The 22,879-nt window shown below is 62.8% G+C and carries 22 protein-coding genes; 10 read left to right on the top strand and 12 right to left on the bottom strand.

Going from position 1 to position 22,879, the window contains the following annotated elements; translation table 11 throughout:
• Positions 1–394: 394 nt before the first annotated feature.
• The 3 genes from VFB05_RS25665 to aroQ all read left to right on the top strand — a co-directional run bounded on the left by VFB05_RS25665 (position 395) and on the right by aroQ (position 2,834).
• Entirely contained in the window at positions 395–1,405 is a 1,011-nt protein-coding gene (locus VFB05_RS25665; RefSeq protein WP_325017605.1) for a tripartite tricarboxylate transporter substrate binding protein, read from the top strand.
• 79 nt (positions 1,406–1,484) lie between these two features.
• Positions 1,485–2,171: a cyclase family protein gene (locus VFB05_RS25660; RefSeq protein WP_325017603.1), complete on the top strand. Its 687-nt coding sequence runs from the start codon at positions 1,485–1,487 to the stop codon at positions 2,169–2,171.
• A gap of 225 nt (positions 2,172–2,396) precedes the next feature.
• The gene (gene aroQ / locus VFB05_RS25655) at positions 2,397–2,834 is read left to right on the top strand and encodes a type II 3-dehydroquinate dehydratase (RefSeq protein ID WP_325017601.1); all 438 of its coding nucleotides are present in this window, start codon (positions 2,397–2,399) and stop codon (positions 2,832–2,834) included.
• Between the two features lie 27 nt (positions 2,835–2,861).
• Here the strand turns inward: aroQ and VFB05_RS25650 are convergent, their stop codons facing one another.
• From VFB05_RS25650 to cobS, 8 genes are all read right to left on the bottom strand, one after another.
• Positions 2,862–3,794, bottom strand: coding sequence for a glycerophosphodiester phosphodiesterase (locus VFB05_RS25650; RefSeq protein WP_414643321.1), 933 nt, complete (start codon positions 3,792–3,794; stop codon positions 2,862–2,864).
• Positions 3,795–3,912: 118 nt separating this feature from the next.
• A complete protein-coding gene (locus VFB05_RS25645) occupies positions 3,913–5,025 on the bottom strand; it encodes an NADH:flavin oxidoreductase/NADH oxidase (protein WP_325017599.1) in 1,113 nt (370 codons plus the stop codon).
• Positions 5,026–5,136: 111 nt separating this feature from the next.
• On the bottom strand, positions 5,137–6,087 hold the full coding sequence (locus tag VFB05_RS25640) for a Bug family tripartite tricarboxylate transporter substrate binding protein (protein ID WP_325017597.1): 951 nt from the start codon (positions 6,085–6,087) through the stop codon (positions 5,137–5,139).
• A gap of 84 nt (positions 6,088–6,171) precedes the next feature.
• Complete coding sequence (locus tag VFB05_RS25635; protein ID WP_325017595.1) at positions 6,172–6,876, bottom strand: hypothetical protein; 705 nt, start codon at positions 6,874–6,876, stop codon at positions 6,172–6,174.
• Between the two features lie 37 nt (positions 6,877–6,913).
• Positions 6,914–7,939 (bottom strand): esterase-like activity of phytase family protein, encoded by a 1,026-nt coding sequence (locus VFB05_RS25630; RefSeq protein ID WP_325017612.1) that lies wholly within the window; start codon positions 7,937–7,939, stop codon positions 6,914–6,916.
• A 76-nt stretch (positions 7,940–8,015) separates the two neighbouring features.
• Entirely contained in the window at positions 8,016–9,914 is a 1,899-nt protein-coding gene (gene cobT / locus VFB05_RS25625; protein WP_325017593.1) for a cobaltochelatase subunit CobT, read from the bottom strand.
• A complete protein-coding gene (locus tag VFB05_RS25620) occupies positions 9,911–10,321 on the bottom strand; it encodes a GNAT family N-acetyltransferase (RefSeq protein ID WP_325017591.1) in 411 nt (136 codons plus the stop codon). The genes cobT and VFB05_RS25620 overlap by 4 nt, the downstream gene beginning before the upstream one ends.
• A 4-nt stretch (positions 10,322–10,325) precedes the next feature.
• The gene (cobS, locus tag VFB05_RS25615; protein ID WP_325017589.1) at positions 10,326–11,324 is read right to left on the bottom strand and encodes a cobaltochelatase subunit CobS; all 999 of its coding nucleotides are present in this window, start codon (positions 11,322–11,324) and stop codon (positions 10,326–10,328) included.
• 303 nt (positions 11,325–11,627) lie between these two features.
• Between cobS and VFB05_RS25610 the strand changes: the two genes are divergently transcribed.
• Entirely contained in the window at positions 11,628–12,296 is a 669-nt protein-coding gene (locus tag VFB05_RS25610; protein ID WP_325017587.1) for a DedA family protein, read from the top strand.
• A gap of 7 nt (positions 12,297–12,303) precedes the next feature.
• Here VFB05_RS25610 and VFB05_RS25605 read toward each other — a convergent pair whose 3' ends face one another.
• Complete coding sequence (locus VFB05_RS25605; protein ID WP_325017585.1) at positions 12,304–12,939, bottom strand: J domain-containing protein; 636 nt, start codon at positions 12,937–12,939, stop codon at positions 12,304–12,306.
• A 110-nt stretch (positions 12,940–13,049) separates the two neighbouring features.
• On the opposite strand from VFB05_RS25605, the gene VFB05_RS25600 reads away from it, so the two are divergent.
• The gene (locus VFB05_RS25600; protein ID WP_325017583.1) at positions 13,050–13,322 is read left to right on the top strand and encodes a BolA family protein; all 273 of its coding nucleotides are present in this window, start codon (positions 13,050–13,052) and stop codon (positions 13,320–13,322) included.
• 42 nt (positions 13,323–13,364) lie between these two features.
• On the opposite strand, the gene VFB05_RS25595 is transcribed toward VFB05_RS25600, so the two are convergent.
• Genes VFB05_RS25595 through VFB05_RS25585 form a run of 3 tightly spaced genes read right to left on the bottom strand, consistent with a single transcriptional unit; the run spans position 13,365 to position 16,468 of the window.
• On the bottom strand, positions 13,365–14,672 hold the full coding sequence (locus tag VFB05_RS25595) for an HlyC/CorC family transporter (RefSeq protein WP_325017581.1): 1,308 nt from the start codon (positions 14,670–14,672) through the stop codon (positions 13,365–13,367).
• Positions 14,673–14,696: 24 nt separating this feature from the next.
• Positions 14,697–15,845: a 3-dehydroquinate synthase gene (aroB, locus tag VFB05_RS25590; RefSeq protein WP_325017579.1), complete on the bottom strand. Its 1,149-nt coding sequence runs from the start codon at positions 15,843–15,845 to the stop codon at positions 14,697–14,699.
• The gene (locus tag VFB05_RS25585) at positions 15,842–16,468 is read right to left on the bottom strand and encodes a shikimate kinase (protein ID WP_325017577.1); all 627 of its coding nucleotides are present in this window, start codon (positions 16,466–16,468) and stop codon (positions 15,842–15,844) included. Before VFB05_RS25585 ends, aroB begins: the two co-directional genes overlap by 4 nt.
• Positions 16,469–16,664: 196 nt before the next feature.
• Here VFB05_RS25585 and VFB05_RS25580 point away from each other — a divergent pair, with 196 nt between their 5' ends.
• The 5 genes from VFB05_RS25580 to VFB05_RS25560 all read left to right on the top strand — a co-directional run bounded on the left by VFB05_RS25580 (position 16,665) and on the right by VFB05_RS25560 (position 22,825).
• Positions 16,665–16,811 (top strand): histidine kinase, encoded by a 147-nt coding sequence (locus VFB05_RS25580; protein WP_325017575.1) that lies wholly within the window; start codon positions 16,665–16,667, stop codon positions 16,809–16,811.
• 58 nt (positions 16,812–16,869) lie between these two features.
• Positions 16,870–17,826 carry a site-specific tyrosine recombinase XerD gene (gene xerD, locus VFB05_RS25575; RefSeq protein ID WP_325017573.1) on the top strand — a complete coding sequence of 319 codons (957 nt, stop codon included), beginning with the start codon at positions 16,870–16,872 and terminating at the stop codon, positions 17,824–17,826.
• 224 nt (positions 17,827–18,050) lie between these two features.
• Positions 18,051–19,013 carry an acetyl-CoA carboxylase carboxyltransferase subunit alpha gene (locus VFB05_RS25570; protein ID WP_325017571.1) on the top strand — a complete coding sequence of 321 codons (963 nt, stop codon included), beginning with the start codon at positions 18,051–18,053 and terminating at the stop codon, positions 19,011–19,013.
• 228 nt (positions 19,014–19,241) lie between these two features.
• Positions 19,242–20,705 (top strand): murein L,D-transpeptidase family protein, encoded by a 1,464-nt coding sequence (locus VFB05_RS25565; RefSeq protein WP_325017569.1) that lies wholly within the window; start codon positions 19,242–19,244, stop codon positions 20,703–20,705.
• Positions 20,706–20,866: 161 nt separating this feature from the next.
• On the top strand, positions 20,867–22,825 hold the full coding sequence (locus VFB05_RS25560) for a thiamine pyrophosphate-binding protein (RefSeq protein WP_325017567.1): 1,959 nt from the start codon (positions 20,867–20,869) through the stop codon (positions 22,823–22,825).
• Positions 22,826–22,879: the final 54 nt, after the last annotated feature.

Below are 22,879 nucleotides of genomic sequence, written 5' to 3'. Positions count from 1 at the left end.
AGCCCATGCGACTGTTCGATCAGACAAAGCAAAAACGGAGACGCCCATGCCGGGACTACGACCTCGAGCGGCCAGGAATCCAACGGGCTATCTCCGCCTGCCCGCCACTATGACAGTGACAGCCATCGAGATACAGGAATCCACGGAGCCGATCGAATGTCATGAGGAATGGGGTTCGCGCTAACGCGCGCCCCGGAATGACGATGGGGGCGCCTTCGCTCGCAATGACGGCCTTGATACTTTGCCCACGCCACGGGGTACGACGGCTGTGCATCGCTTACACCCAATGGAGGCTCGAACAAGCCGGCCAACTGTGATTAAAGCGAAAGAAAAGCCGATCAAAGAAAAGCCGACTAAAGAAAAGCCGACTAAAGAAAAGCCCTGGGAGAAAGCGATGCGCGACAACAAAGGCCTCCTGCCCTCGCGCCGTCAGATATTGAAGGCGGCTGGCCTCGCCGCAGGCGCGGCAGCGGCTCCGATGCTCACCCCTGGGCGAGCCTTTGCCGCCACCTATCCGGAACGGCCGATCAGGATCATCGTGCCGTTTGCGCCGGCCGGTCCGACCGACATCATGGCGCGGATCGTCGGGCAGAGCCTCGGCGATGCGCTCGGCGGCAACGTCATCGTCGAGAATCGTCCGGGCGCCAGCGGCAATATCGGCATCGGATACGTGGCGCATGCAGAAGCGGATGGTTACACCCTGCTGGTGGTGTCCAGCGCCTACGTCGTCAATCCGAGCCTGTTTGCCAGGATCCCCTACGACCCTTCCAAGGATTTCGCGCCTATCACCGAACTCGGCACCACGCCCAACATGATCGTGGTGTCGCCGACGCTCGGTATCAATTCGATCGCCGAACTGTTCGCGCGCGCCAAGGCCAAGCCGGACGAGCTGAACTATGCGAGCCCCGGCGCCGGCACCACGCCGCATCTTTCCGCCGAACTGCTCAAGATCGTGGGCCAGGTCCAGATCACGCATGTTCCGTTTTCCGGCGCCGCTCCTGCGATCCAGGCGCTGCTCGCCGGCACCACACAGATGGCGGTCGCCGCCCTGCCGGCGGCGTTGCCTTTCGTGCAGTCCGGCGAGATCAAAGCGCTGGCGCTGACCGGCGAGCGCCGCTGGAACGATCTGCCCACCGTGCCGACCATGATCGAGCTCGGCTACAAGGATTTCATCGCCGAGACGGCGCAGTTTTTCTTCGCGCCCGCCAAAACGCCACCCGACATCGTCACGAGGCTGGCGACGAAAACGATGCAGGTGCTCAAGCAGCCCGAGGTCATCGCGCAACTTCACGCCAATGGCTACGATGTCGCCGCTGACGGTCCGGATGCGTTAAGAAAATACGTCGAGAGCCAAGTGCCGAAGTGGCGCGACGTCATCGCCAGAGCCGGCATCAAGCCGGTGTGACGTGATGACCAAGCGCGCGACAAAGCACCAATGTCGTCCCTGCGTTCGCAGGGACGACGCCTAGTAAGAAAGGATGCCCGTGAAGATCGTCGACCTCAGCCGCGAGCTCTACCACCGCACGCCGAATTATCCCGGCCACCCCGCCATCATCCACGGCGTTTGGAAGACCCACGAGGAATCCTTTGTCGACGGCGGCAACGTGCACGGCCTCGCCTCGATGTATTTCTCGATGCCCGACCACGGCGGCACCCATATCGACGCGCCGCTGCATTTCGACAAGCGCGGCGAGGCGATCGACCAATATCCGCTGGAGAAATGCATCGTGCCCGGCATCTGCATCGACCTGCGCCATATCGCGCCGCGCGCCGAGATTACGCCGGCCGACCTCGAGGCAGCCGTTGCGAAATCCGGCCATGGCGTGCCGAAAGGCGGCACCGTGCTGCTGTGCACCGGCCATCACGAGCGGACGTTTCCGCGCAAGGAATATGCGACGGAGAACTGCGGCGTGAACGTGAAGGCGACCGAATGGCTCGCCGCAAAGGGCGTCGTGCATTTCGGCATCGATTCGATGCGGCCGGGCCCGGAAGGCAAAGAGAACCTCCTGGTGCACAAGGCCTGCTTCGACCTCGGCATCACCCATATCGAGAGCCTGTGCAATCTCGAAACCTTGCTCGGCGCCGGTCCCTTCACCTTCATTGGTCTGCCGATGAAATGGCGCGGCGGCACCGCCTCGCCCATCCGCGCGGTCGCGGTGTTCGGGATGTGACATTTGTCCGAAACTATCGCGATATCTCGCGACATCGGCGGTGAGCTCCCTCTCCCCTTGTGGGAGAGGGTTGGGGTGAGGGGTTCAAGTCCCTCGATAAGCCGTAACCCCTCACCCGCAACGCATCTGTCGATGCGTTGCGACCTCTCCCACAAGGGGAGAGGTGAAGCGAGACCGTTGATGTAGTGAACGTCGAGACCAAATAGCCAGCTTGAAAGGTGAACGATGAAACGGGTGATGATCCTCAACGGCCCCAACCTCAATCTGCTCGGCGTGCGCGAGCCGCATATTTACGGCAAGACCACTCTTGAGGAGATCAGGCAGAACTGCGAGCGCGAGGCGGGAAAGCTCGGGCTTGCCATCAGCTTTCATCAATCCAACCACGAAGGCGAGCTGGTCGATCTGATCCAGTCGGCACGGCAGGACGCCGACTCCATCGTCATCAACCCGGCCGGCTATTCCTTCACCTCGATCGCGATGGTCGATGCGATCAAGGCGTTCGAGGGCCCGGTGATCGAGGTGCACATTTCCAATATCCACGCCCGCGACGAACTTCACCGGCACTCGAAGATTTCACACGCCGCAACCGGCGTGATCTGCGGGCTCGGACCTTATGGCTACATCGCAGCGCTGAGTACGCTGGCGCAGATGAAGAAGGGATAAGCTGCAACGGACCGAACACAGCGGACCTTACGGCGTCACCGGAAAGGCCGGCGGCAACGCAATGCCCTTTTCGCTTGCCGCCTGACGCAAGAGGTCTGGACGATCCGAAATGATTCCGTCCACGCCCATGTCGATCAGTCGCGCCATGTCGGGCGGCTGGTTCACGGTCCAGACCACGACCTTGAGACCGAGCGCATGAGATTCGGCGATCAGTGCGGGCGTGACGTCACGCCAGTAAGGCGACCAGATCGCGCCGCCCGCGGTCTTGATCGTGCGGGGGACGGATTTGCCGTGATCGGCCGGATTGAAGCCCGCGGTCCAGTCCGATGCCCGGTCCGGAAAAACCGTCGGCTCGCGTCCGACCTGCAGGGTGAGATAGACCGTTGGAATGTTGGGGGCGCGTTGCTGCACAAGCTGCAACGTCCGCCAGTCGAACGATTGCACCATCACGCGGTCTTCGAATTTCTCGTCGCGCAGGAGGTCGAGCAGCACGGCGACAAAGCGCTCGGGCGGAAGCGATTCGTCCGGATGGTTCGGATCGATCTTGGTCTCGATGTTGAGGCGCACGTCGTTGTTGCCGGAGCGGCGGACGAGATCGAACAGCTCTTTCAGGGTCGGAATTTTCGTCCCCGGCACCGCGTGCTGGTCCGGGAATTGCGCGGCATAGGTGCTGCCGGGCCGGATCTGACCGACGTCGAACTGCTTCACCTCGTCAAGCCTGAGTTTCACGAAGGGAATGCCGGGCGCGGCGACGTAGTTGCCATCGGCGCCACGGGCGAGGTCCGGATTGAGCCCGCGCTCATGCGAGATCACGATCACGCCGTCGCGCGTCACGCCGAGATCGAGTTCGAGCGTGTTCACGCCCATCGAGAGCGCGCCCGCGAATGAAACGAGTGTGTTTTCCGGAAACAGCGCGCGGCCGCCGCGATGGGCTTCGATATCGAACGCTGAAACTTTCACGTCTTTTCCGTTCGCCTGTTCTGCGCCATCAGCCGTTCCGGAGAACATAGCCATGATGCTCAAAACCGCACAACAGCTGAGGATTGGGGCCGGCGGCCGGGGAGCCGCCCGCACAGCCTTACCGCGCGCCGAATCTGGTTTCGCCGAACAGTGCCTTTTGCGAGGCCGGCTGCGAGCGCCAGTATTGCGGGGGAGCGTACACTTCGCCACCGAGCTCGGCTGCGGCGTGCCAGGCCCACCGCGGATCGTAAAGCATGCCACGGGCGAGCGCGACCATGTCGGCCTTGCCGGAGGCGACGATGTCTTCGGCGTGGCTTGCTTCCGTGATCAGACCAACCGCCATCGTGGTCACGCCGGTGGCTTCCCTGATCGCCTGCGCGAACGGCAGCTGATAGCCGGGCGCGAGCGGAATCTTCTGCTGCGGCGACACGCCGCCGGACGAGACGTCGATCCAGTCGACGCCGCGCTTCTTCAATTCCCTGGCGAATTCGATGGTCTGTTGGATATCCCAGCCGCCGTCGACCCAATCGGTCGCAGAGACTTTGATGCCGACCGGCTTTTTCGGCGGGAACACGCCGCGCACTGCATCGAACACTTCGAGCGGATAACGCATCCGGTTTTGCAGCGAGCCGCCATATTTGTCGGTGCGGTGGTTGGAGATCGGCGACAGGAACTGATGCAGGAGATAGCCGTGCGCGCAGTGCAACTCGACGGCGTCGACGCCGAGACGATTGGCGCGCCGCGCCGCCTCGACGAACGCATCGCGGATGCGCTTCAGCCCAACCGCGTCGAGCGCGAGCGGCTTCAGCTCGCCTTCCTTGTGCGCGACCTCGGACGGACCCACCGTCTGCCATCCCCGCTCGGTCAGCGGAATCTGCTGGCCGCCTTCCCAGGGCCGGTGGCTCGATCCCTTGCGGCCTGCATGCGCCAGCTGAATCGCGATCGCGATCGTCGAGTGCCTGCGCACCGAGGCCAGCACCGGCCGCAGCGCGGCTTCGGTCGCGTCATTCCACAGGCCGAGGCAGCCCGGCGTGATGCGGCCGATCTGTTCGACGTGGGTCGCCTCGACGCAGAACATCGCTGCGCCCGACAGCGCCAGCGTATTCATATGCGTGAAATGCCAGTCGTTCGCCTTGCCGTCCTCAGCCGAGTATTGGCACATCGGCGCCACCATGATGCGGTTTGGCAGCTCGAGATCGCGCAAACGGATCGGGGAAAACAGGGCGCTCATGGAACCGCATCCGGCGTGGGACGAAACTCATTTACAATGATCTATAATTCACACCTATGACGGAGGTCGAATGTCGATAGCGTGGAACGGGCTTCCGGAAACGCAACGGTCTTACGGCTTGATGCCGGCGGCCCTGATCACCTCGAGATTCTCCGCGACTTCGCGCGCCACGAACGCGTCCATCTCGGCAGGCGTCATCGGCAACGGCTCGATGCCCAGTTTCGCCAGGCTTTCCTGCATGGACGGCTCGGCCAGCAGCTTTATTCCGGCATGGTAAAACTTCTCGATAATGTCACGCGGCGTCTTCGCCGGCATGAAAACGCCGAGCCAGAAGATGCTTTCCGCATTCTTCAGGCCGGCTTCGGCCGGGGTCGGCACATCCGGCAGATCGGTAACGCGTTTTGACGTCGAGATCACAAGTGCGCGAACGCGTCCTTCCTTTATCAGGGGAAGCGCGGTCGCGAGCGGGCAAAAGTAGAAATCGATGCGGCCGCCGAGAATATCGGCGATCACTTCTGCGCCGCCGCGATAAGGCACGTGGGTGGTTTCAATCCCGGCCGCAAGGCGAAATTTCTCGGCGCTGATATGGGTTGCACTGCCGACACCGACCGAACCAAACGCGATTCCGCCGGGCCGCGCCCTGGCGTCGACAATGAAGTCCTCCACGGTCTTCCATGGCCGCGACACCGGCACGATCATCACATTGGCGCTGACGCCGATCATCAGCGCCGACGACAGGTCTTTGGTGATATCGAAGGGCAATTTCGGATAGATCGCGGGCGAAATCGACAATGCCGACGATTGCGCCAGGATGTTGTAGCCGTCGGCGTCCGCCTTCGCGATGGCGCCGGTGCCGATCGTGCCGCCGGCGCCGGGACGGTTTTCGACGACGATCGCCTGACCGAGTTCGGCCGAAAGCCGGTCGAACACGAGGCGCGGCACGACATCGGCCGCGCTTCCCGCGCCGAACGGGATCGTCGCCTTGATCAGGCGCGATGGCCAGCTGTCGGCTTGCGCCATACCTGCGAGCAGCAGGCTGCCCGCAACCACTGCCCAACGCATCACACGCATCCCTTGCTCCAGCTTCACGGCGTCCCGGCGAAGAGGTGCACAGATTTGCGGAGCAGTGCAAGCGTGCCGGCGGCACTACCACTCAGGCGGCTGGTCCGGATTTCCGGGTCTGAGGTCGATGACGCGATAGCCATGATGGCCGTCTGGGCGGCACTCGGCCTCGGCCGCGAATTCGACAAACAGCCTGCCGTCGTCGAGCTTTTCCTTCACGCGGCCATAGGCGCCAAGCAGCCGCAGAAAGGCCGGGTCCGACACGACAAACGTCCGGTCCTCCCGAAGCAGGATGCGGTTGCCGCGACGCCACTTGATCCAGGAGACGAGCCGGCGGAGGTCGTCCTGGTCGACAACGTCGCGGCTGGTGACTTCCTTGAACAGGCTGGGCGCGCGAATTGGCCGCGCGCGGCCGCCCTCAACGCTGTAAAGGTTGAGCGCAACCTCATGGCGGCTGGTCCGGAAGGCGATCGCCACGTGACGGGCATCTTTCGACCAGAAGGCTTCGTACGCGTCCGCCGCTGTATCGAGATTATTGTCGGAGCCGATACCGGGAAGCGCCATGATCTTCCGGTGCTCGGGCTCGGACATCAGCCAGACGTGAAAATTGCCATCGCCAAGCTCGCCTTCGCCGTGCGAGGCGAGCGACATCTTCTTGCTGGGTGCAAGACCCTCGCGGATGACGGCATACTCGTCCTTCGCATATTCGTGGTTGCTGGTGGCGCGCGAAGGCGAAATCGCCAAAGCGACCAGGACAGCAGCAGCGAACATGACGATGCGCGGAATCATGCCTGTTTGTCCGAGAACCGGGCCTCCAGTTCGACGTTCACTCGCGAAGCGTGAATTGTAGCAGCAGCGTGCGCTGGAGCATTGAGAAGTTATCGTCGGATACCATGGTCAGCACGGTCTCGCCCTGTTCCGTGACGTGGGCGTCGATGCCTTCCATGTTGTCGACCTCGTTGGCGAGGCTGGCTTCGAAAATCGATGGACCGTCGATCACGGCATTGGGCGCTACCGACGTGAGCGGGATACGGCGGATGCGAACGAAGAGCCCGGCGACCCAGGAAAATTTCCGCTCGAGGATCAAGAGATCGCCGGACGGCAGCAACACCGCATCGCTGATATCGAACTCTTCGGTGCGGCGGACACTGAACTGTCCCGGCGTCGGGCCGCCGACCAGGAACGCGATGAGATTTCCGTTGGCATCAAGGCCGCGCTCCGACATCGCGATCAACGTGCCGGCCAGCGCATGGCCCTTCGGCACGAACACCAATGCTTCGAGCCCCTTGTTGTTGGGCAGCCGGCTCGCCGCCTTCGGCAAAGGCACGACTTCGCCGCGTGCACGGATAAATCCCTTGCTGAAATCAAAGCGCAGCACTTTGTTGACGCGCTCAAGCCCGATGTACACGAACGAGCCGTCGATCGCGATCGACTCCGAATCGAACCAGCCGTGCGCCTGGATGGGTTTTCCGTCTGCTCCCAGCATCGGCGCCGACTCGACCTCGGCAAGTCCCGTCATCGCGCGGCCGTCGTACACGATACGCCCGGTGAACCAGTGGCCGTGGTCGCTGAACGAAATGAAGCGCTCGCCTTTCGGATCGAGCCGCAATCCCGACAATCCGCCGAAGCGCGGGAAAGACGAGGTCAGCACCAACCCGCTGCGATATTCCAGCGCGCCAAATCGGACGCGATCGTGGTCGCGGCGATCGAACCAGGGAATCGGCCTCGCCTTGACCTCGATCGATACCGGCGCATCGATCGACGTGCCCTCCGCCGGACCGGACGACACAGGCGGGACGAACTGGGCCTTCGCAACGCTGGAAGCGGCCGCGGTCGACAGACCAGCCGCCATCGCAGCGAGAAAACGGCGGCGCGAACTGCCGAATCCGAGTCCAGCTTGTTCGCGCAGGGTCATCCCGCGAGGATGGCTAATGAAGGCGACGTCGAGCCGTGGTGGCAGTCGGCGCGGCCCCTTGCGTCTCGGTAAAGAGTTCGGCGAGCTTCTCGGTGATCGCGCCGCCGAGTTCTTCCGCATCCACAATGGTGACGGCGCGGCGATAATATCGCGTGACGTCGTGGCCGATGCCGATCGCGATCAATTCGACTGGCGAGCGGGTCTCGATCTCCTCGATGATGTGGCGCAGGTGCCGCTCCAGATAGTTGCCGGGATTGACCGACAAAGTGGAGTCGTCGACCGGCGCGCCATCGGAAATCATCATCAGGATCTTGCGCTGTTCGGGCCGGCCGAGCAGGCGCTTGTGCGCCCAGTCGAGCGCTTCGCCGTCGATATTTTCCTTGAGCAGGCCCTCGCGCATCATCAGGCCGAGGTTCTTGCGGGCCCGTCGCCAGGGCGCGTCGGCTGCCTTGTAGATAATGTGCCGGAGGTCGTTGAGGCGGCCGGGATTGGGCGGCTTGCCGGCGGCAAGCCACGCCTCGCGCGACTGCCCGCCCTTCCAGGCGCGGGTGGTGAAGCCGAGAATCTCGACCTTCACGCCGCAACGCTCGAGCGTCCGCGCCAGAATATCCGCGCAGGTCGCAGCGACCGTGATCGGGCGACCGCGCATCGAACCGGAATTGTCGAGAAGCAGCGTAACGACCGTGTCGCGGAAGGTCGCTTCCTTTTCATGCTTGAACGAGAGCGGATGATAGGGATCGGTCACGACCCGCGGCAGACGGGCGGGATCGAGGATACCTTCCTCGAGATCGAACTCCCAGGCGCGGTTCTGCTGCGCCATCAAGCGCCGCTGCAGGCGATTGGCGAGCCGCGCCACGATGCCTTGCAGATGCGCGAGCTGCTTGTCGAGATAGCTGCGCAACCGTTCGAGCTCGTCGTGGTCGCACAGGTCCTCAGCCGCGATGATCTCGTCGAACTTGGGCGCAAAGGCGTGGTATTCCGGACCGCGCGGCTCATTCTTGCCGTGCGCATTCGGTCGCGTCGCTTCGCCCGGCGTCTGGTCGTCGCCGAGTTCGCCGTCGTCGAACGTATCGGAGGTCGAGGCCTGCGCGCTTTCCATCGCGCTGTCCGACATCTCTTCGGTCGTGGCCTGCGCCTGGTCGGCGCTCATCTCCTGCGCGGCGTCGGATTCGGGCGATCCTTCCGCGCCGGACTGGTCGTTCTCGCCGTCGCGGCTGTCGTCCTGGTTCTCGTCCTCGTCGGCCTCGGCATTGCGGTCGTCGCCGAGCTCGAGCGCCGTCAACAGATCGTGGACCGCGTCGCCGAACTTGGCTTGATCCTCGGCGAAGCGATCGAGCCGGTCGAGCCGCGCACCGATCTTGTCCTCCAGGATCGGCCGCCAGAGGTCGACCATCTTGCGCGCCGCGGCCGGCGGCGCCAGCCCGGTCAGTCGTTCGCGCACCAGCATCGCCAGCGCGTCGGCCAGCGGCGCGTCGGCGCGGTCGGTGATCTCGTCGAATTTGCCGCGATGGAAATGATCGTCGAGCATCGCGGTCAGGTTTTTCGCAACGCCCGACATTCGCCGCGAGCCGAGCGCCTCGACGCGGGCCTGCTCGACCGCTTCGAACACCCCGCGCGCCTGCGGGTTTCCCGGCATCAACTTGCGGTGCACTTTTGGATCGTGGCAGGCGAGCTTCAGCGCAATGGAATCGGCGTGACCGCGCACGATGGCCGCGTCGCGTCGCGACATCTTGCGCGGCGGTTCCGGCAGCCGCGCCTTGCCCGGCGACAGGCCCGGCCGCTCGGCGGCGAACGAAACCTCAAGCTCCGGCTTCTTGGCGATCGCGCGCAGGCATGCCGTCACCGAACGCTTGAACGGCTCGGTCGGCGCTTCCCTGGGTCCAGAGCGAAACTTGCTGTTCGATGTTGTCATAGCGTCTTCGTCAACCAGTGGCGCGTCACGCCGTGAGGATATCCCTTAATCGAACCAAATGCCTTGTAACCGCACGCCCGGTAAAAGCCCGGCGCCTGAACGCTCATCGTATCGACGTAGGAGCGTACCGCGCCGAAGCGGCGGGCCTCGTCCTCGATCGTCCGGATCAATTTCGTCCCGGCGCCTTTGCCGCGGAACCGCTCATCGATCCAGAACAGCTGAATGAACAGCACCGTGGTCCAGACTTCGCCGACGATCCCGCCGACGATCTTTTTCTTTTCCCGGAGCGAGACGGCGAAGCGGCGGTATCGCTGCTTCCCCATCTTCTGTTCGTTGTAACGGATGAGGCCGTCGAGTACCGCGCGTTTGGTTTCGCCAATCGTACGCTCGACGGCAATCGCCGGCATCGTCCTAGCTCAGCGCTACGTTGACCGCCGATTCCGCAAGCTCAGCATTGAAGCAGCGCTGATAGAACTCGGCCACCAGCGGCCGCTCCAGCTCGTCACACTTGTTGAGGAAGGTGACGCGGAAGGCAAAGCCAATGTCGCCGAAAATATCGGCATTCTCGGCCCAGGTGATCACGGTGCGCGGGCTCATCACCGTCGACAGGTCGCCGTTGGCGAACGCGTTACGGGTGAGATCGGCAAGCCGCACCATCTTGTTGACGATGTCGCGACCTTCCTGGGTACGATAGTGGTGGGCTTTCGCCAGCACGATCTCCACTTCCTCGTCATGGGCGAGATAGTTGAGCGTGGTAACGATCGACCAGCGGTCCATCTGGCCCTGGTTGATCTGCTGGGTGCCGTGGTAGAGGCCCGAGGTGTCGCCGAGGCCGACCGTGTTGGCGGTCGAAAACAGGCGGAACGCCGGATGCGGCTTGATCACCTTGTTCTGGTCGAGCAGCGTCAGGCGGCCGGAGACTTCCAGCACGCGCTGGATCACAAACATCACGTCGGGACGGCCGGCGTCGTATTCGTCGAACACCAGCGCGACGTTGTTCTGCAAGGCCCACGGCAGGATGCCGTCCTTGAATTCGGTGACCTGCTTGCCGTCCTTGACGACGATGGCGTCCTTGCCGACGAGGTCGATACGGCTGATATGACTGTCGAGGTTGACGCGCACGCACGGCCAGTTCAGCCGCGCCGCCACCTGTTCGATATGCGTCGATTTGCCCGTGCCGTGATAGCCGGTGACCATGACGCGGCGATTCTTGGCGAAACCGGCAAGGATCGCGAGCGTGGTGGCGCGATCGAAGCGATAATCCGAATCGACATCCGGCACGTGCGGATCGACTTGGGAATAGGCCGGCACTTCAAGGTCGCTATCAATGCCAAATACCTGCCGCACCGACACCTTCATGTCGGGCATGCCGGCGGGTTCCTGGGCTGTGGTCATGGCGGCGGTCGTCATTAGTCCTCCGAGGTCGCGGGGCGCTCCCGAAACCAGATTTACGGGCGTAGCTGCGGATGGGTTCAGTAACCGCAACCTATCAGAGAGCGGCGGTAGGAAGAAGCCCAGGCCGCAATCAAAGTTCCGCTGGGTTTTCATATAGATAGTTATTGGCCACAGTTTTTGGAGGGCTGCCCTGCGAATCTTGTTAAATCCGGACTGCGGGCTCAGGCGACCAATGCAGCGGCTGCGGCACTTTCCAGTCGCCTGGTGAGTTGTGGTAGGCCTGCGCGCCGACCGGCCGGCATAAACACAGGAATTTTCGTGGCCTCATTAATCGATCCGTTGATTTCGTTTGCTTCGACGCATGCACTGCTCGCTTATCTGACACTGTTTCTGGCAGCGCTGCTGGAGGCAGTTCCCATCGTCGGCTCCGTCGTTCCGGGTTCGACCATCATCTTTGCGCTGAGCGCGCTCGTTCCCGGCGGCCAGTTGGAACTCAAATGGGTTTTCGTGGCGGCCATCGCCGGCGCTCTGATCGGCGACGGATCGGCGTTTTGCCTCGGTCATCGCGAGCAACGCGAGATCCTGAGCAGCTGGCCGCTTTCGAACTATCCCCGCGTGGTCGCGCAGAGCGAAGCTTTCTTTCATCGCTGGGGTACGCTTGCGGTGTTCTTTGCCCGCTTCGTTCCGCCAATCAGGGCCTTTGTCCCGGTGACCGCGGGCGCGCTGGGCATGAGGCCGCCGATGTTTTTTGCCGTGAATATCCCGGCCGTGCTGCTATGGGCGCCGGCCCATGTGCTGCCGGGGGTCCTCGCGATCACAGCCCTGCACCGGTACGCTGGATTTGCGCCGCACGGCCATATCCTCAAGCACTACTGGATCCTCGCGGTCATCGTCGGCGCCGTGATCATTGCGCTCGCAAGCTGGATCGTCCGACGCCGGCGGGAGGCGGGCAAGCCTGCGGTTCACGCAAAGCCGAGCACGTCGTGAGCGCAAATTACGCGCGAACGACCGTCTTCAGATAGTTATACGCCTTGATGATCTCGATCAGGCGATCTTCGGTGGAGCGATCGCCGCCATTCGCATCTGGGTGGTGCTGCTTGACCAGCGCCTTGTATTTGGCCTTGACGTCGTCAAGCGTCGCCTGGGCGGAAAGTCCCATCACCTGGAGCGCCTTGCGCTCGGCGTTCATGACCTTGCGCGTTTCGGGCTTGGCTTGCTGCGCGCCCGGACCCGGTCGCCAGCGGCCGCGGCCATTGAGTTCGCTGAACATATGGAACGGATCGGCCGCGGTATCGAAATCGCCCTCACCCTTCTTGGCGCCGTTGGCGCCCATCTTCCAGGTCGGACGATGGCCGGTCAGCGCATCCTTCTGGTAGCGCGCGACGTCATCCGGATTCATGCCCTGAAAGAAATTGTAGGACTGATTATATTCGCGGACGTGCTCGAGGCAGAAATGCCAGTACTCGCGCGAATTTTCACGCCCCTTCGGCGCGCGGTGCGAACCCTTGTTCTGGCACCCCGCCCATTCACAATTTAAGGCTTCAACGCCGGCCTGCGCCTGGCGCTTCGCGCTCACCTTGGTCGGCTTGATGCGAATGGAGTCGAAGAACTTGGATGAATCAATCGGCATGCTGTCTTTTGACTACGCAACGCTTCGGGCTTCAAGTCTTGACATTGCGAAACCCTTCAAATCCGAAGCGCCATTGACGAAAAACGATCGCGGACGTATCTGCCGCCACCATGAACATCAAAACCACTATCACAAACAAGTTGCGCGAAGCTTTCTCGCCAGAGAGCCTCGACGTGTCGGATGAGTCACATCTTCATGAAGGCCATGCCGGCCACAGGCCGGGCGGCGAGACGCACTTCACAGTATATATTGTGTCCGGCGCCTTCAAAGGAAAGAGCCGGATCGAGCGCCACCGCATGATTAATTCGACGCTGGCCACGGAACTTGCCGGCGGCGTGCACGCACTGGCGATCAAGGCGCAGGCGCCGGGGGAAGCTGGCTAACCGGGCCGTCCATTTTGAACGCCCTTGATTAAAATGCCTCGATCAAAAAGCCTTGCCAGCCCGCCGCGGCCTTTTTTCCGCGACCTCGGCCTCGCGCGGCACCGCGACGATTCGAAGCGCCGTGATGCGGTTGCGCTCCCGCCGCAGCACACGGAAACGGAAGCCGTGGAAGGTAAAGCTCTGGCCACGTTCGGGGATCGAACGCGCTTCGTGGATCACGAGCCCCGCAACGGTTGTCGCCTCTTCGTCGGGCAGATGCCAATCCATCGCGCGATTGAGATCGCGGATCGGCACGGAGCCATCGACGACCACCGATCCGTCAGGCTGGGCGCGGACGCCGGCCACCACGACGTCATGCTCGTCGGAAATATCGCCGACGATTTCTTCCAGAATATCTTCCAGCGTGACCATGCCTTCGACCTCGCCGTATTCGTCGACGACGAGCGCGAAGTGGGTCTTGCGGCGACGGAAGGCCTTGAGCTGTTCGGAGACGGGCCGCATTTCCGGCACGAACCATGGCGGCAGCATGATGGTGGTAACATCGATTTTCGACGTGTCGCCCTCGGAGGCGCGGATGGCGCGCAGAAGATCCTTGGCGTGCAACACACCGATGATGTTTTCCGGCTTTTCCCGCCATAGCGGGATTCGCGTAAACTCGGTCGCGAGCACCTCCCGCACCAGATCTTCAGCCGGCAGGTCGGCATTGATCATCACCATCTCGGTGCGATGAACCATCACGTCGGAAACCTGGAGTTCGCGCAGATCCAGCAATCCGCCGAGCATGTCGCGGTCCTGTTTCTCGACCTTGCCTTCGTGATGCAGCAGGTCGACCGTGCCGCGCAGCCGTTCGAACGGCGACAGGATCGGCTGATTGTGGTGCGAGGTCGCACCAAATATTCGCAGCAACAGCCGCACCACAGCTTCGACCACAGTGACCAGCGGTCCAAGCAGGCGCAACATGAACCTCGTCGGCCGCGCGACAGCGAGCGCAACCCGATCCGGCGCATTGATGGCGATCGTCTTCGGCAACACCTCGGCGAAAATCACGACCAGTACCGTCATCACGGCGGTGGCATAGAGCACGCCGACCTCGCCGAACCAGATCGTGAAGATGCCTGTCGCGAGCGCCGACGCGCCGATATTGGCGATGTTGTTGCCGAGCAGAAGCGCGCCGATCAGCCGCTCGCGCATTTCCGACAGGCCGGAGACGATCGTCGCGTCCGCATTGCCCTGCTTCGACAGCCGCAGCATGCTGGCGCGCGACACGCCGGTCAGCGCAGTCTCGCTGGCGGCGAAGAACGCCGATACCAGCAGACAAATCACGACGACAGAAAACGTGATCCAATCCATGTGCGTCTATTCGGTTGTCCGGATTTAAGTCCGGCGTTCCAGCTTGCGTTTTAGAAAATCACGAACCAATGACGGTTCGACGTCAGGCGCAATCACGGCGCGGCCGATTGCCTGAAGCAGAATGAAGGTGAGCCGTCCGCGCTTGACCTTCTTGTCCTGCGCCATCAGCGTCATCAGCGCGTCCGCGTCCGCCAAACCTTCCTGTGCAAAACCTGCGATCTCCTGCAACGCCGTCGGCAAGCCAACGTCAGCAAGATGGCGTTTGACGCGCGCTGCGTCCTGCTCGGCGATCATGCCGAGTTGCGCGGACAATTCCGCGGCCAGCACCATGCCGACGGCAACGCCTTCGCCATGAAACAAGCGGTCGGAAAAGCCGGTCGCGGCCTCAAGCGCATGGCCGAAGGTGTGGCCCAGATTGAGCAGCGCGCGTTCACCATTCTCACGCTCGTCGCGCGCAACGATCGCAGCCTTGGCGCGGCAGGAGGTCGCAATCGCATGCTCGCGCGCGGTTTGACCGGCAAAAATATCGGCGTGATTCTTTTCAAGCCAGGTAAAAAAGGCTTCATCGCCGAGCAGGCCATATTTGGCGACCTCGGCATAACCGGCGCGGAACTGGCGCGGCGACAAGGTATCGAGCACGGCGGTGTCCGCGACGACCAGGATCGGCTGATGGAACGAGCCGATCAGATTCTTTCCCTGCGGAGAGTTGATGCCGGTCTTGCCGCCGACGGAGGAATCGACCTGCGCCAGCAGTGACGTCGGCACCTGCACAAAGTCGACGCCGCGGCGCAGGATCGCAGCCGCAAAGCCCGCGAGATCGCCGACCACCCCGCCGCCAAGCGCGATGACGAGATCGGCGCGCTCGATCCTGGCGGCGATCAACGCCTCGCTGACCTGCTGGAGCACCGCATAGCTTTTGGAGCCCTCGCCTTCCTCGACAACGACATGAGAGGAGGCGATCCCGGCTCCGGCCAGCGACGCTTCGGTCTTCGCAAGCCAGTGGCCCGCGACGTTGCGGTCGGTGACGATGGCGGTGCGGGCGCCCGGCCGCAACTCCGCGATCCGCGCGCCAAGCGAGGCGAGAACGTCAGGGCCGATCACGATGTCATAGGCGCGATCGCCGAGCGCGACATCGACCGTGATGGGGTCGCCATGTTTCAACGGCGCCGTCATGGGGTGTTACCTAATCGTTCCTGGCTCTCGTCGATATTGCCGCCGAAAAGCTTGCCGTGCAGCGCTTCCATGCATTCGTCGACGATCTTCTCGTGCGGCACGTCGCGCGACCAGACCGTCACGTCGGCCTGGCTGTAGACCGGCTCGCGCTCCCGGATCAGCCGCTCGACCGTGGCCTCGGGGTCGGCTGTCTGCAGCAGCGGGCGGTCGGATCGCCGCTTCACCCGGCGCATGATGATGTCGGAATCGGCTTTCAGCCAGATTGAAATCGCCTTTTCGCGGATACGATCGCGCGTCTCCTGGCGCATCACGGCACCGCCGCCGGTGGCAATCACGGCCGGCCCGTTGTTCAGCAGCCTTGCGATGACGCGAACCTCGCCGTCGCGGAAATACGCCTCACCGTATTTGGCGAAAATGTCCGGGATCGGCATGTCGTGGGCGAGCTCGATTTCGGCGTCCGCATCGAGAAACGGCAAAGCGAGCCGGGCCGACAGCCTGCGGCCGATGGTCGATTTGCCGGCCCCCATCATGCCCACCAACACGATCGAGCGCCCGCCGAGGGCGGCCGAAATCTCGGCGTCCTGGGTGGCGCTAACGGCATTTGGGGAGGCGGTTTCAGACATTTTCCTGGTTGATGGTCGCGGCATATGGCTATTCGGGCGACAATACTACCCCCGCCAATACAGTTGCTAGTGGCGGACCGGAAGAGCCATAAAGCCTTGCAACGAAATCTCGAACATGGTGGTAGTCAAAATCAGCACAATCCCGAGAGATCCGTGGTTAATTCGCCCTCCGAGGCGAAAAACCAACCGCTAGCCCATGCCGAGCCTGTTCCGCTTCTTAACCGTGGTCGCAATCATCGTGGGGGTCGTCTATGGGGCGATTTTCGCGCTGGCAAATTTCGTGAGCCCAAAACCCCGCGAAATGACGATCAATGTGCACCCCGACAAGTTCCTCAAGAAATAGACAGCCGGGACCGGTGTAAGCAAGAGAGAGGCAAGAATTTGAGAGGTAGGGTCCGCAGATGCGCGCCAAACCCTCTGACGCCAGGCTGATCGACCTGTTCCTTGATATGCTCGCCGCCGAGCAGGGCGCGGGCAACAATACGCTCGATGCCTACCGCCGCGACCTCACAGATTTCTCCGAATTCCTCGTCACCCGACGCCAGACCTTCGTCAGCGCCGCAACCCAAGCCTTGCGCGACTATCTCGCCGATCTCGATGTCAGGGGATTTAAATCCTCGAGCGTGGCGCGGCGGCTGTCGGCGATGCGGCATCTCTATCGTTTCCTGCTCAACGAGCGGGTTCGCAGCGACGATCCCGCCGCCATTTTGTCGGGACCCAAGCGCGGGCGCGGCCTGCCGAAGGTGCTGTCGATCCCGGATGTCGATCGCCTGCTGACGCGGGCAAAGGCCCTGACGGAGGAAGCGGAAACCTCAAAGCTTGCTCGGCTTCGCACGCTGCGGTTGCATTGCCTGCTCGAGGTGCTCTACGCCACCGGCTTGCGCGTCTCCGAGCTTGTGGCGCTGCCGCTATCGGCCGCGCGCACCGACGCCCGCATGATCGTGGTGCGCGGCAAGGGCAACAAGGAGCGGCTGGTGCCGCTCAATGACGCTTCGCGGCGCGCGATGGCCGACTATCTCGCGGCGATGGAGGCGCTCAAGTCGTCAAAGGCGAAAAATGCGGCCGGCTCGAAATGGCTGTTTCCGTCCTTCGGCGAGAGCGGCCACCTGACCCGGCAGCATTTTGCGCGCGACCTGAAAGAACTCGCGGCCTCCGCGGGCCTCGCGCCGCGGCTGGTCTCGCCACACGTGCTGCGGCATGCTTTTGCAAGCCACCTTTTGCACAACGGCGCCGACCTGCGCATCGTGCAGACCTTGCTCGGCCACACCGATATTTCGACGACACAGATCTACACCCATGTCGTCGAGGAGCGGCTGAAAAGTCTGGTGCGCGATCTGCATCCTCTGGCGGAGAAGTAGCGAATCACGCCATGCGAGGCGCTTGCAGATCAAGGCGAGGCTGCTTGACTTCGGCGGCGTCTCCCCCGAAAGAGCCATTTCCGCTCACTCCTGAAGGCGCCCCTTGCCGAAGGGAGCTTCGTCCAGCGTTGGAGCGTACGCTAAATATCTGAAGATGCGTGCTTTCTTCCCACCACCCGGGAGCGCTTCGCTCCAAGATGGCTTCGCCCCTATATTGAGATTTGATGCCGGATCAGATGCGCAGCTACCTCGATTTCGAAAAACCCGTCGCCGAGCTTGATTCCAAGATCGACGAATTGCGGGTGCTTGCAGCGTCCGGGAGCGACATCGGCGAGGAGATTTCGCGGATCGAGGAGAAGGCGGCCCAGGCGCTAGCCGACCTCTATGACAATCTGACGCCATGGCAGAAGACGCTGGTGGCGCGGCATCCGCAGCGGCCGCACTTCACCGATTTCATCACCGGGCTGATTACGGAATTCACGCCGCTCGCCGGCGACCGCAAGTTCGCCGAGGACGAAGCCCTGGTCGGCGGCTTCGGCCGTTTCCGCGGCGAGAGCATCTGCGTGATCGGCCAGGAAAAAGGCGCCAGCACCGAATCCCGCATCAAGCACAATTTCGGCATGGCGCGCCCGGAAGGTTATCGCAAGGCGGTGCGCCTGATGGAAATGGCCGACCGATTCGGCATTCCGGTGCTGTCGATCGTCGATTCCGCCGGCGCCTATCCCGGCATCGGCGCCGAGGAGCGCGGGCAGGCCGAAGCGATTGCGCGCTCGACCGATGCGTGCCTGTCGCTTGGCGTTCCGAATATCGCCATCGTCACCGGCGAGGGAATGTCCGGTGGCGCCATCGCCATCACCACCGCCAACCGCGTGCTGATGTTCGAACACGCGATCTACAGCGTGATCTCGCCGGAGGCCGCCTCATCGATCTTGTGGCGCGACGGCACCAAGGCCCAGGAAGCCGCCACCAGCATGAAGATCACGGCGCAGGATATGCTGCGCTTCGGCGTGATCGACCAGATCCTCAAAGAGCCGGTTGGCGGCGCTCATCGCGATTCTGCCGCCATGATCGCGAGCACGGGCGAGGCCATCGCCGAGACGCTGGGCGAGCTCAATCAGCTGGATGCCGACGCTATACGGAAGCAGCGACGGCAGAAATTCCTCGATATCGGACGAAAATCGTTCTGAGAGGCCGCTTTTGCCGCAGTGACGCCGGTGCCACACCCCATTTTCGCCGCAGTTGGACCTTGGCCTTCCGTTTAAAATTCATTCACCACGCCTGGGCAGGGCACAGGCGATAGAGTCTCCTCGGCTTGCGATTAGAGGGGCTTTAAGGATAAGATTTTATTCAATGGCTTCAGGGCGTCTGCGCGAGTTTGGGGTGCGAGAATTGCCCGTTGGGTGTGGAGCTTTGCATTGATCGGCCGCTCTTTGATTCGCGCGCTCATGACGTCTGCTGCGCTGTCAGCAGCTGTGCTCCTGGCCGGCTGCAATACTGAAGAGCTCACCTCGCTCGCAACCAACGCCAAGGCCAACCAGCCGGTCCCGCCCAAGCTGCTGGCGGCGATGGTCGAGAAGAACATGGATACCCAATCGCCGATGCTGATCCGGCTGTTCAAGCAGGAGGCGGAGCTCGAGGTCTGGAAACAGGACCGCACCGGCCGCTTCGCGCTGCTGAAGACTTACCCGATCTGCCGCTGGTCGGGCGACCTCGGGCCGAAGGTCCGCGAGGGCGACCGCCAGGCGCCGGAAGGTTTTTATGCGATCACGCCGGCGCAGATGAACCCGACCTCGGCCTATTATCTCTCCTTCAACACCGGCTATCCGAACGCCTATGACCGCTCGCTCGGTCATACCGGCTCGGAGTTGATGGTCCATGGCGACTGTTCCTCCCGCGGCTGCTACGCGATGACCGACGAACAGATCGCCGAGATCTATGCGCTCGGCCGGGAATCCTTCTTCGGCGGCCAGAAGTCATTTCAGTTCCAGGCCTATCCGTTCCACATGACGCCTGCCAATTTCGCGCGCCATCGCAACAGCCCGCACATGGCGTTCTGGAAAATGATCAAGGAAGGCAACGACATTTTCGAAGTGACGCGGCAGGAGCCGAAGGTCGACTTCTGCGAAAGGAAATATGTGTTCGACGCGGTGAAGACGCCGGATGCGAAGCGCGACCCGGTATTTGAGGCTTCGTCGAAATGTCCGGCCTATGCGATCCCCGACGAAGTCGCGCAAGCCGTGCACGAAAAGCAGGAAGCCGATCAGGCTGAATTCGACAAGCTGGTGGCCAAGGGTACGCCCGTCGCCCGGCTCAATACCGGCATCGACGGCGGCATGAACAGGGTATTCGCCGCCAGCGTGCCCAACGGCAACACCGGCCTTTCCGACGCTGGTTCGGGCCAGTCGCTGTTCGCGCGGCAGGAAAGAGCTCCCGGCACCATCCCGCTGGACCACGTCAACCCGCCGCGTGGACAGGTGACTTCACCTGACGAGCCGTTGACGGCCTCGCTCTCGACAACCTCGTCCTCGACGCGCGTGGCTGCCGCCGCTCCCGCAACGGAGAGCGGCGAGTCGGAGAGCTTCTTCTCCAGCCTCGCCCGCAAGGTCGGCCTGAGCAGCGCCTCGACCGAGACCACCGCGGCCACACCGCCGCAGCCGGTGGCGCCCGCCAAGCCGAAGGTCGCCGAGACCAAGCGCAAGGTTGCGAAGGAAACCAAACAGGCCTCCGCCAAGCCCGCGGCGACCGAAACCGCGGCCGCCGCAAATCCTGCGCCTGCTGCCGCTCCTGCCGCACCCGTTGCCAGCAACAGCCTGGTCGCCGGTGCTCAGCCGATCGTACCGACGAACTCGTTCGACAGCCGCTTCTCGGCAACCAAGTAAGCCGGTCTCCGTCTCCGCCCGATTTATTGCCGCCCGACTGCAGTGCAGCCCTGCAGATCGCCTGCGGGTGATGTCCTCGCCTCAAAGTTTTCGATGCGCTAGTCTCCTGCACAAATAAAGAACGACGGGCCCGGCTTGTCGAAAAAAGCGGGAGAAAGCTCATGGCCAAATCGGATGAAACCGGCCTGCATCGCCGGCGCTTTCTGAAAGGCGTGGTTGCGGCCGGCGGGGCCACCATCGCCGCGCCGAATGCCAGAGCAGCGCAAACCGAACCGGCCGGGAACACCACCAAGGGCACGACGCCGCTGCCCAACGCGGCCACACAATCGCAAGAACGCGGACACCCGCCGGACGTCGAGCAACTGACGACGGAGAAGACCGGCTCCGACTTCATGGTCGACGTCTGCAAGACGCTCAATCTCGATTACATCGCGGCCTGCCCCGGCTCGACCTTCCGGGGCTTGCAGGAAAGCTTCGTCAACTACGGTGCCAACAAGCGGCCGGAATGGCTGACCTGCCTGCACGAGGAAGTCTCGGTCGGCATGGCGCATGGCTATGCCAAGGTCGCCGGCAAGCCGATGGCCGCGATCATGCACGGCACCGTCGGCACGCAACATGCCGCGATGGCGATCTACAACGCCTATTGCGATCGCGTTCCCATGATTCTCTTCACCGGCAATGCCGGCCCGCTCACCGATCGCCGGCCCGGCGTCGAATGGTTCCACAGCGTGCAGGATGGCGCCGCCACCGTGCGCGACTTCGTCAAGTGGGACGACTATCCGATGTCGCTGCAGCATTTCGCCGAGTCGACCGTGCGCGGCTATGCGCTTGCCTGCGCCGAGCCGCCCGGGCCGGTGTTCCTTGTCGCCGACAGCAAGTTGCAGGAAGGGCCGCTGGAAGACCACGAGGCGCGCAAGCTGAAAATTCCGCGCCTGACCATGCCGTCGCAAACCGCAGGCGATCCGAACGCGTTGCGCGAAGCGGCCAAAATGCTGGTGGCCGCGGAAAACCCGGTCATCATCGCCGACCGCTATGCGCGCTCGCAAGGCGCCATGGACGATCTCGTGCGCCTCGCCGAGCTTTTGGAAGCGCCTGTGATCGACAACCGCGCGCGCATGAACATGCCGAACACGCATTATCTTTGCCAGTCCGAGCGCGCCGGCACGCTGATCGGACAAGCGGACTGCATTCTCTCGCTCGAACCCGTCGATTTGTTTGGCCAGCTCAACGCGATGCGCGATCAGATCGAACGCACCGACAGCCCGAAGGTCAAGGCAGGCGTAAAGGTCATCAGCATCTCGACCCGCGACCTGCTCGTGCATTCCAACTATCAGGATTTCCAGCGCTATGTCGGCGCCGACCTCAACATCACGGCCGACGCACAGACGACGCTGCCGTTCCTGATCGAGGCCGTACAGCGCCAGACGAGTGCGAGCGGCAAGAGCGGGAGCGAAATGCGCGCAGAGAAGCTGCGTCAGGCCTATCGCAACGCGCTCGAGCGCGCTCGCACCGAAGCAACCTACGCATGGGACGCCAAACCGATTTCCACCGCGCGTCTCTACATGGAGCTGTGGGGACAGCTGCAAAAGGAAGACTGGGCGCTGGTCTCCGACAGCGACTTCTCGTCGCGATGGCCGCATCGGCTGTGGCCGCTGGAAAAGCATTATCGCTTCATCGGCGGCTCGGGCGGCTACGGCGTCGGCTATCAGCCGGTCGCATCGCTGGGCGCGGCGCTGGCGCATCGCGATGCCGGCGGACGCGTCGTCGTCAATGTTACCGGCGACGGCGAATTCAACATGGCGCCGCATACGCTGTGGACTGCGGCGCATCATGGCATTCCCTATCTGACCGTCATCCAGAACAACCGCGCCTATCATCAGGAGATTATGCATCTCCAGCGCATGGCGAATCGGCACAATCGCGGCGTGACCACCGCGCCGACCGGGGCAACGATCGACAACCCGAACATCGATTACGCCAAGATCGCGATGGGCTATGGCGCGGTCGGCATCGGGCCGATCGAGGATCCGAACGATCTGGCCGATTCGTTCCGCAAGGGCATCGCCGCCGTCAAATCCGGTCAGCCCGCGCTGATCGACGTCGTCACGCAGCCGCGCTAGTGGAGTGGATTTGACATTCGCTACCGAACTAACCACGGACCAGGAAAGCGAATG

Origin of the sequence: Bradyrhizobium sp., assembly GCF_035652035.1 — a bacterium.
In the GTDB taxonomy this organism is placed as follows: Bacteria; Pseudomonadota; Alphaproteobacteria; order Rhizobiales; family Xanthobacteraceae; genus Bradyrhizobium.
This window is presented reverse-complemented; position numbering and strand designations above follow the sequence as displayed.

Excerpts from the sequence above, each read along its gene's own strand:
- VFB05_RS25585 (WP_325017577.1), bottom strand. The coding sequence starts at position 16,468 with ATGTCTGAAACCGCCTCCCCAAATGCCGTTAGCGCCACCCAGGACGCC.
- VFB05_RS25560 (WP_325017567.1), top strand. The coding sequence starts at position 20,867 with ATGGCCAAATCGGATGAAACCGGCCTGCATCGCCGGCGCTTTCTGAAA.
- cobS (WP_325017589.1), bottom strand. The coding sequence starts at position 11,324 with ATGACGACCGCCGCCATGACCACAGCCCAGGAACCCGCCGGCATGCCC.
- VFB05_RS25605 (WP_325017585.1), bottom strand. The coding sequence starts at position 12,939 with ATGCCGATTGATTCATCCAAGTTCTTCGACTCCATTCGCATCAAGCCG.
- VFB05_RS25595 (WP_325017581.1), bottom strand. The coding sequence starts at position 14,672 with ATGGATTGGATCACGTTTTCTGTCGTCGTGATTTGTCTGCTGGTATCG.
- aroQ (WP_325017601.1), top strand. The coding sequence starts at position 2,397 with ATGAAACGGGTGATGATCCTCAACGGCCCCAACCTCAATCTGCTCGGC.
- VFB05_RS25580 (WP_325017575.1), top strand. The coding sequence starts at position 16,665 with ATGCCGAGCCTGTTCCGCTTCTTAACCGTGGTCGCAATCATCGTGGGG.
- VFB05_RS25600 (WP_325017583.1), top strand. The coding sequence starts at position 13,050 with ATGAACATCAAAACCACTATCACAAACAAGTTGCGCGAAGCTTTCTCG.
- VFB05_RS25665 (WP_325017605.1), top strand. The coding sequence starts at position 395 with ATGCGCGACAACAAAGGCCTCCTGCCCTCGCGCCGTCAGATATTGAAG.
- VFB05_RS25630 (WP_325017612.1), bottom strand. The coding sequence starts at position 7,939 with ATGGCGGCTGGTCTGTCGACCGCGGCCGCTTCCAGCGTTGCGAAGGCC.
- VFB05_RS25620 (WP_325017591.1), bottom strand. The coding sequence starts at position 10,321 with ATGCCGGCGATTGCCGTCGAGCGTACGATTGGCGAAACCAAACGCGCG.
- aroB (WP_325017579.1), bottom strand. The coding sequence starts at position 15,845 with ATGACGGCGCCGTTGAAACATGGCGACCCCATCACGGTCGATGTCGCG.
- cobT (WP_325017593.1), bottom strand. The coding sequence starts at position 9,914 with ATGACAACATCGAACAGCAAGTTTCGCTCTGGACCCAGGGAAGCGCCG.
- xerD (WP_325017573.1), top strand. The coding sequence starts at position 16,870 with ATGCGCGCCAAACCCTCTGACGCCAGGCTGATCGACCTGTTCCTTGAT.
- VFB05_RS25645 (WP_325017599.1), bottom strand. The coding sequence starts at position 5,025 with ATGAGCGCCCTGTTTTCCCCGATCCGTTTGCGCGATCTCGAGCTGCCA.
- VFB05_RS25570 (WP_325017571.1), top strand. The coding sequence starts at position 18,051 with ATGCCGGATCAGATGCGCAGCTACCTCGATTTCGAAAAACCCGTCGCC.
- VFB05_RS25640 (WP_325017597.1), bottom strand. The coding sequence starts at position 6,087 with ATGCGTTGGGCAGTGGTTGCGGGCAGCCTGCTGCTCGCAGGTATGGCG.
- VFB05_RS25635 (WP_325017595.1), bottom strand. The coding sequence starts at position 6,876 with ATGATTCCGCGCATCGTCATGTTCGCTGCTGCTGTCCTGGTCGCTTTG.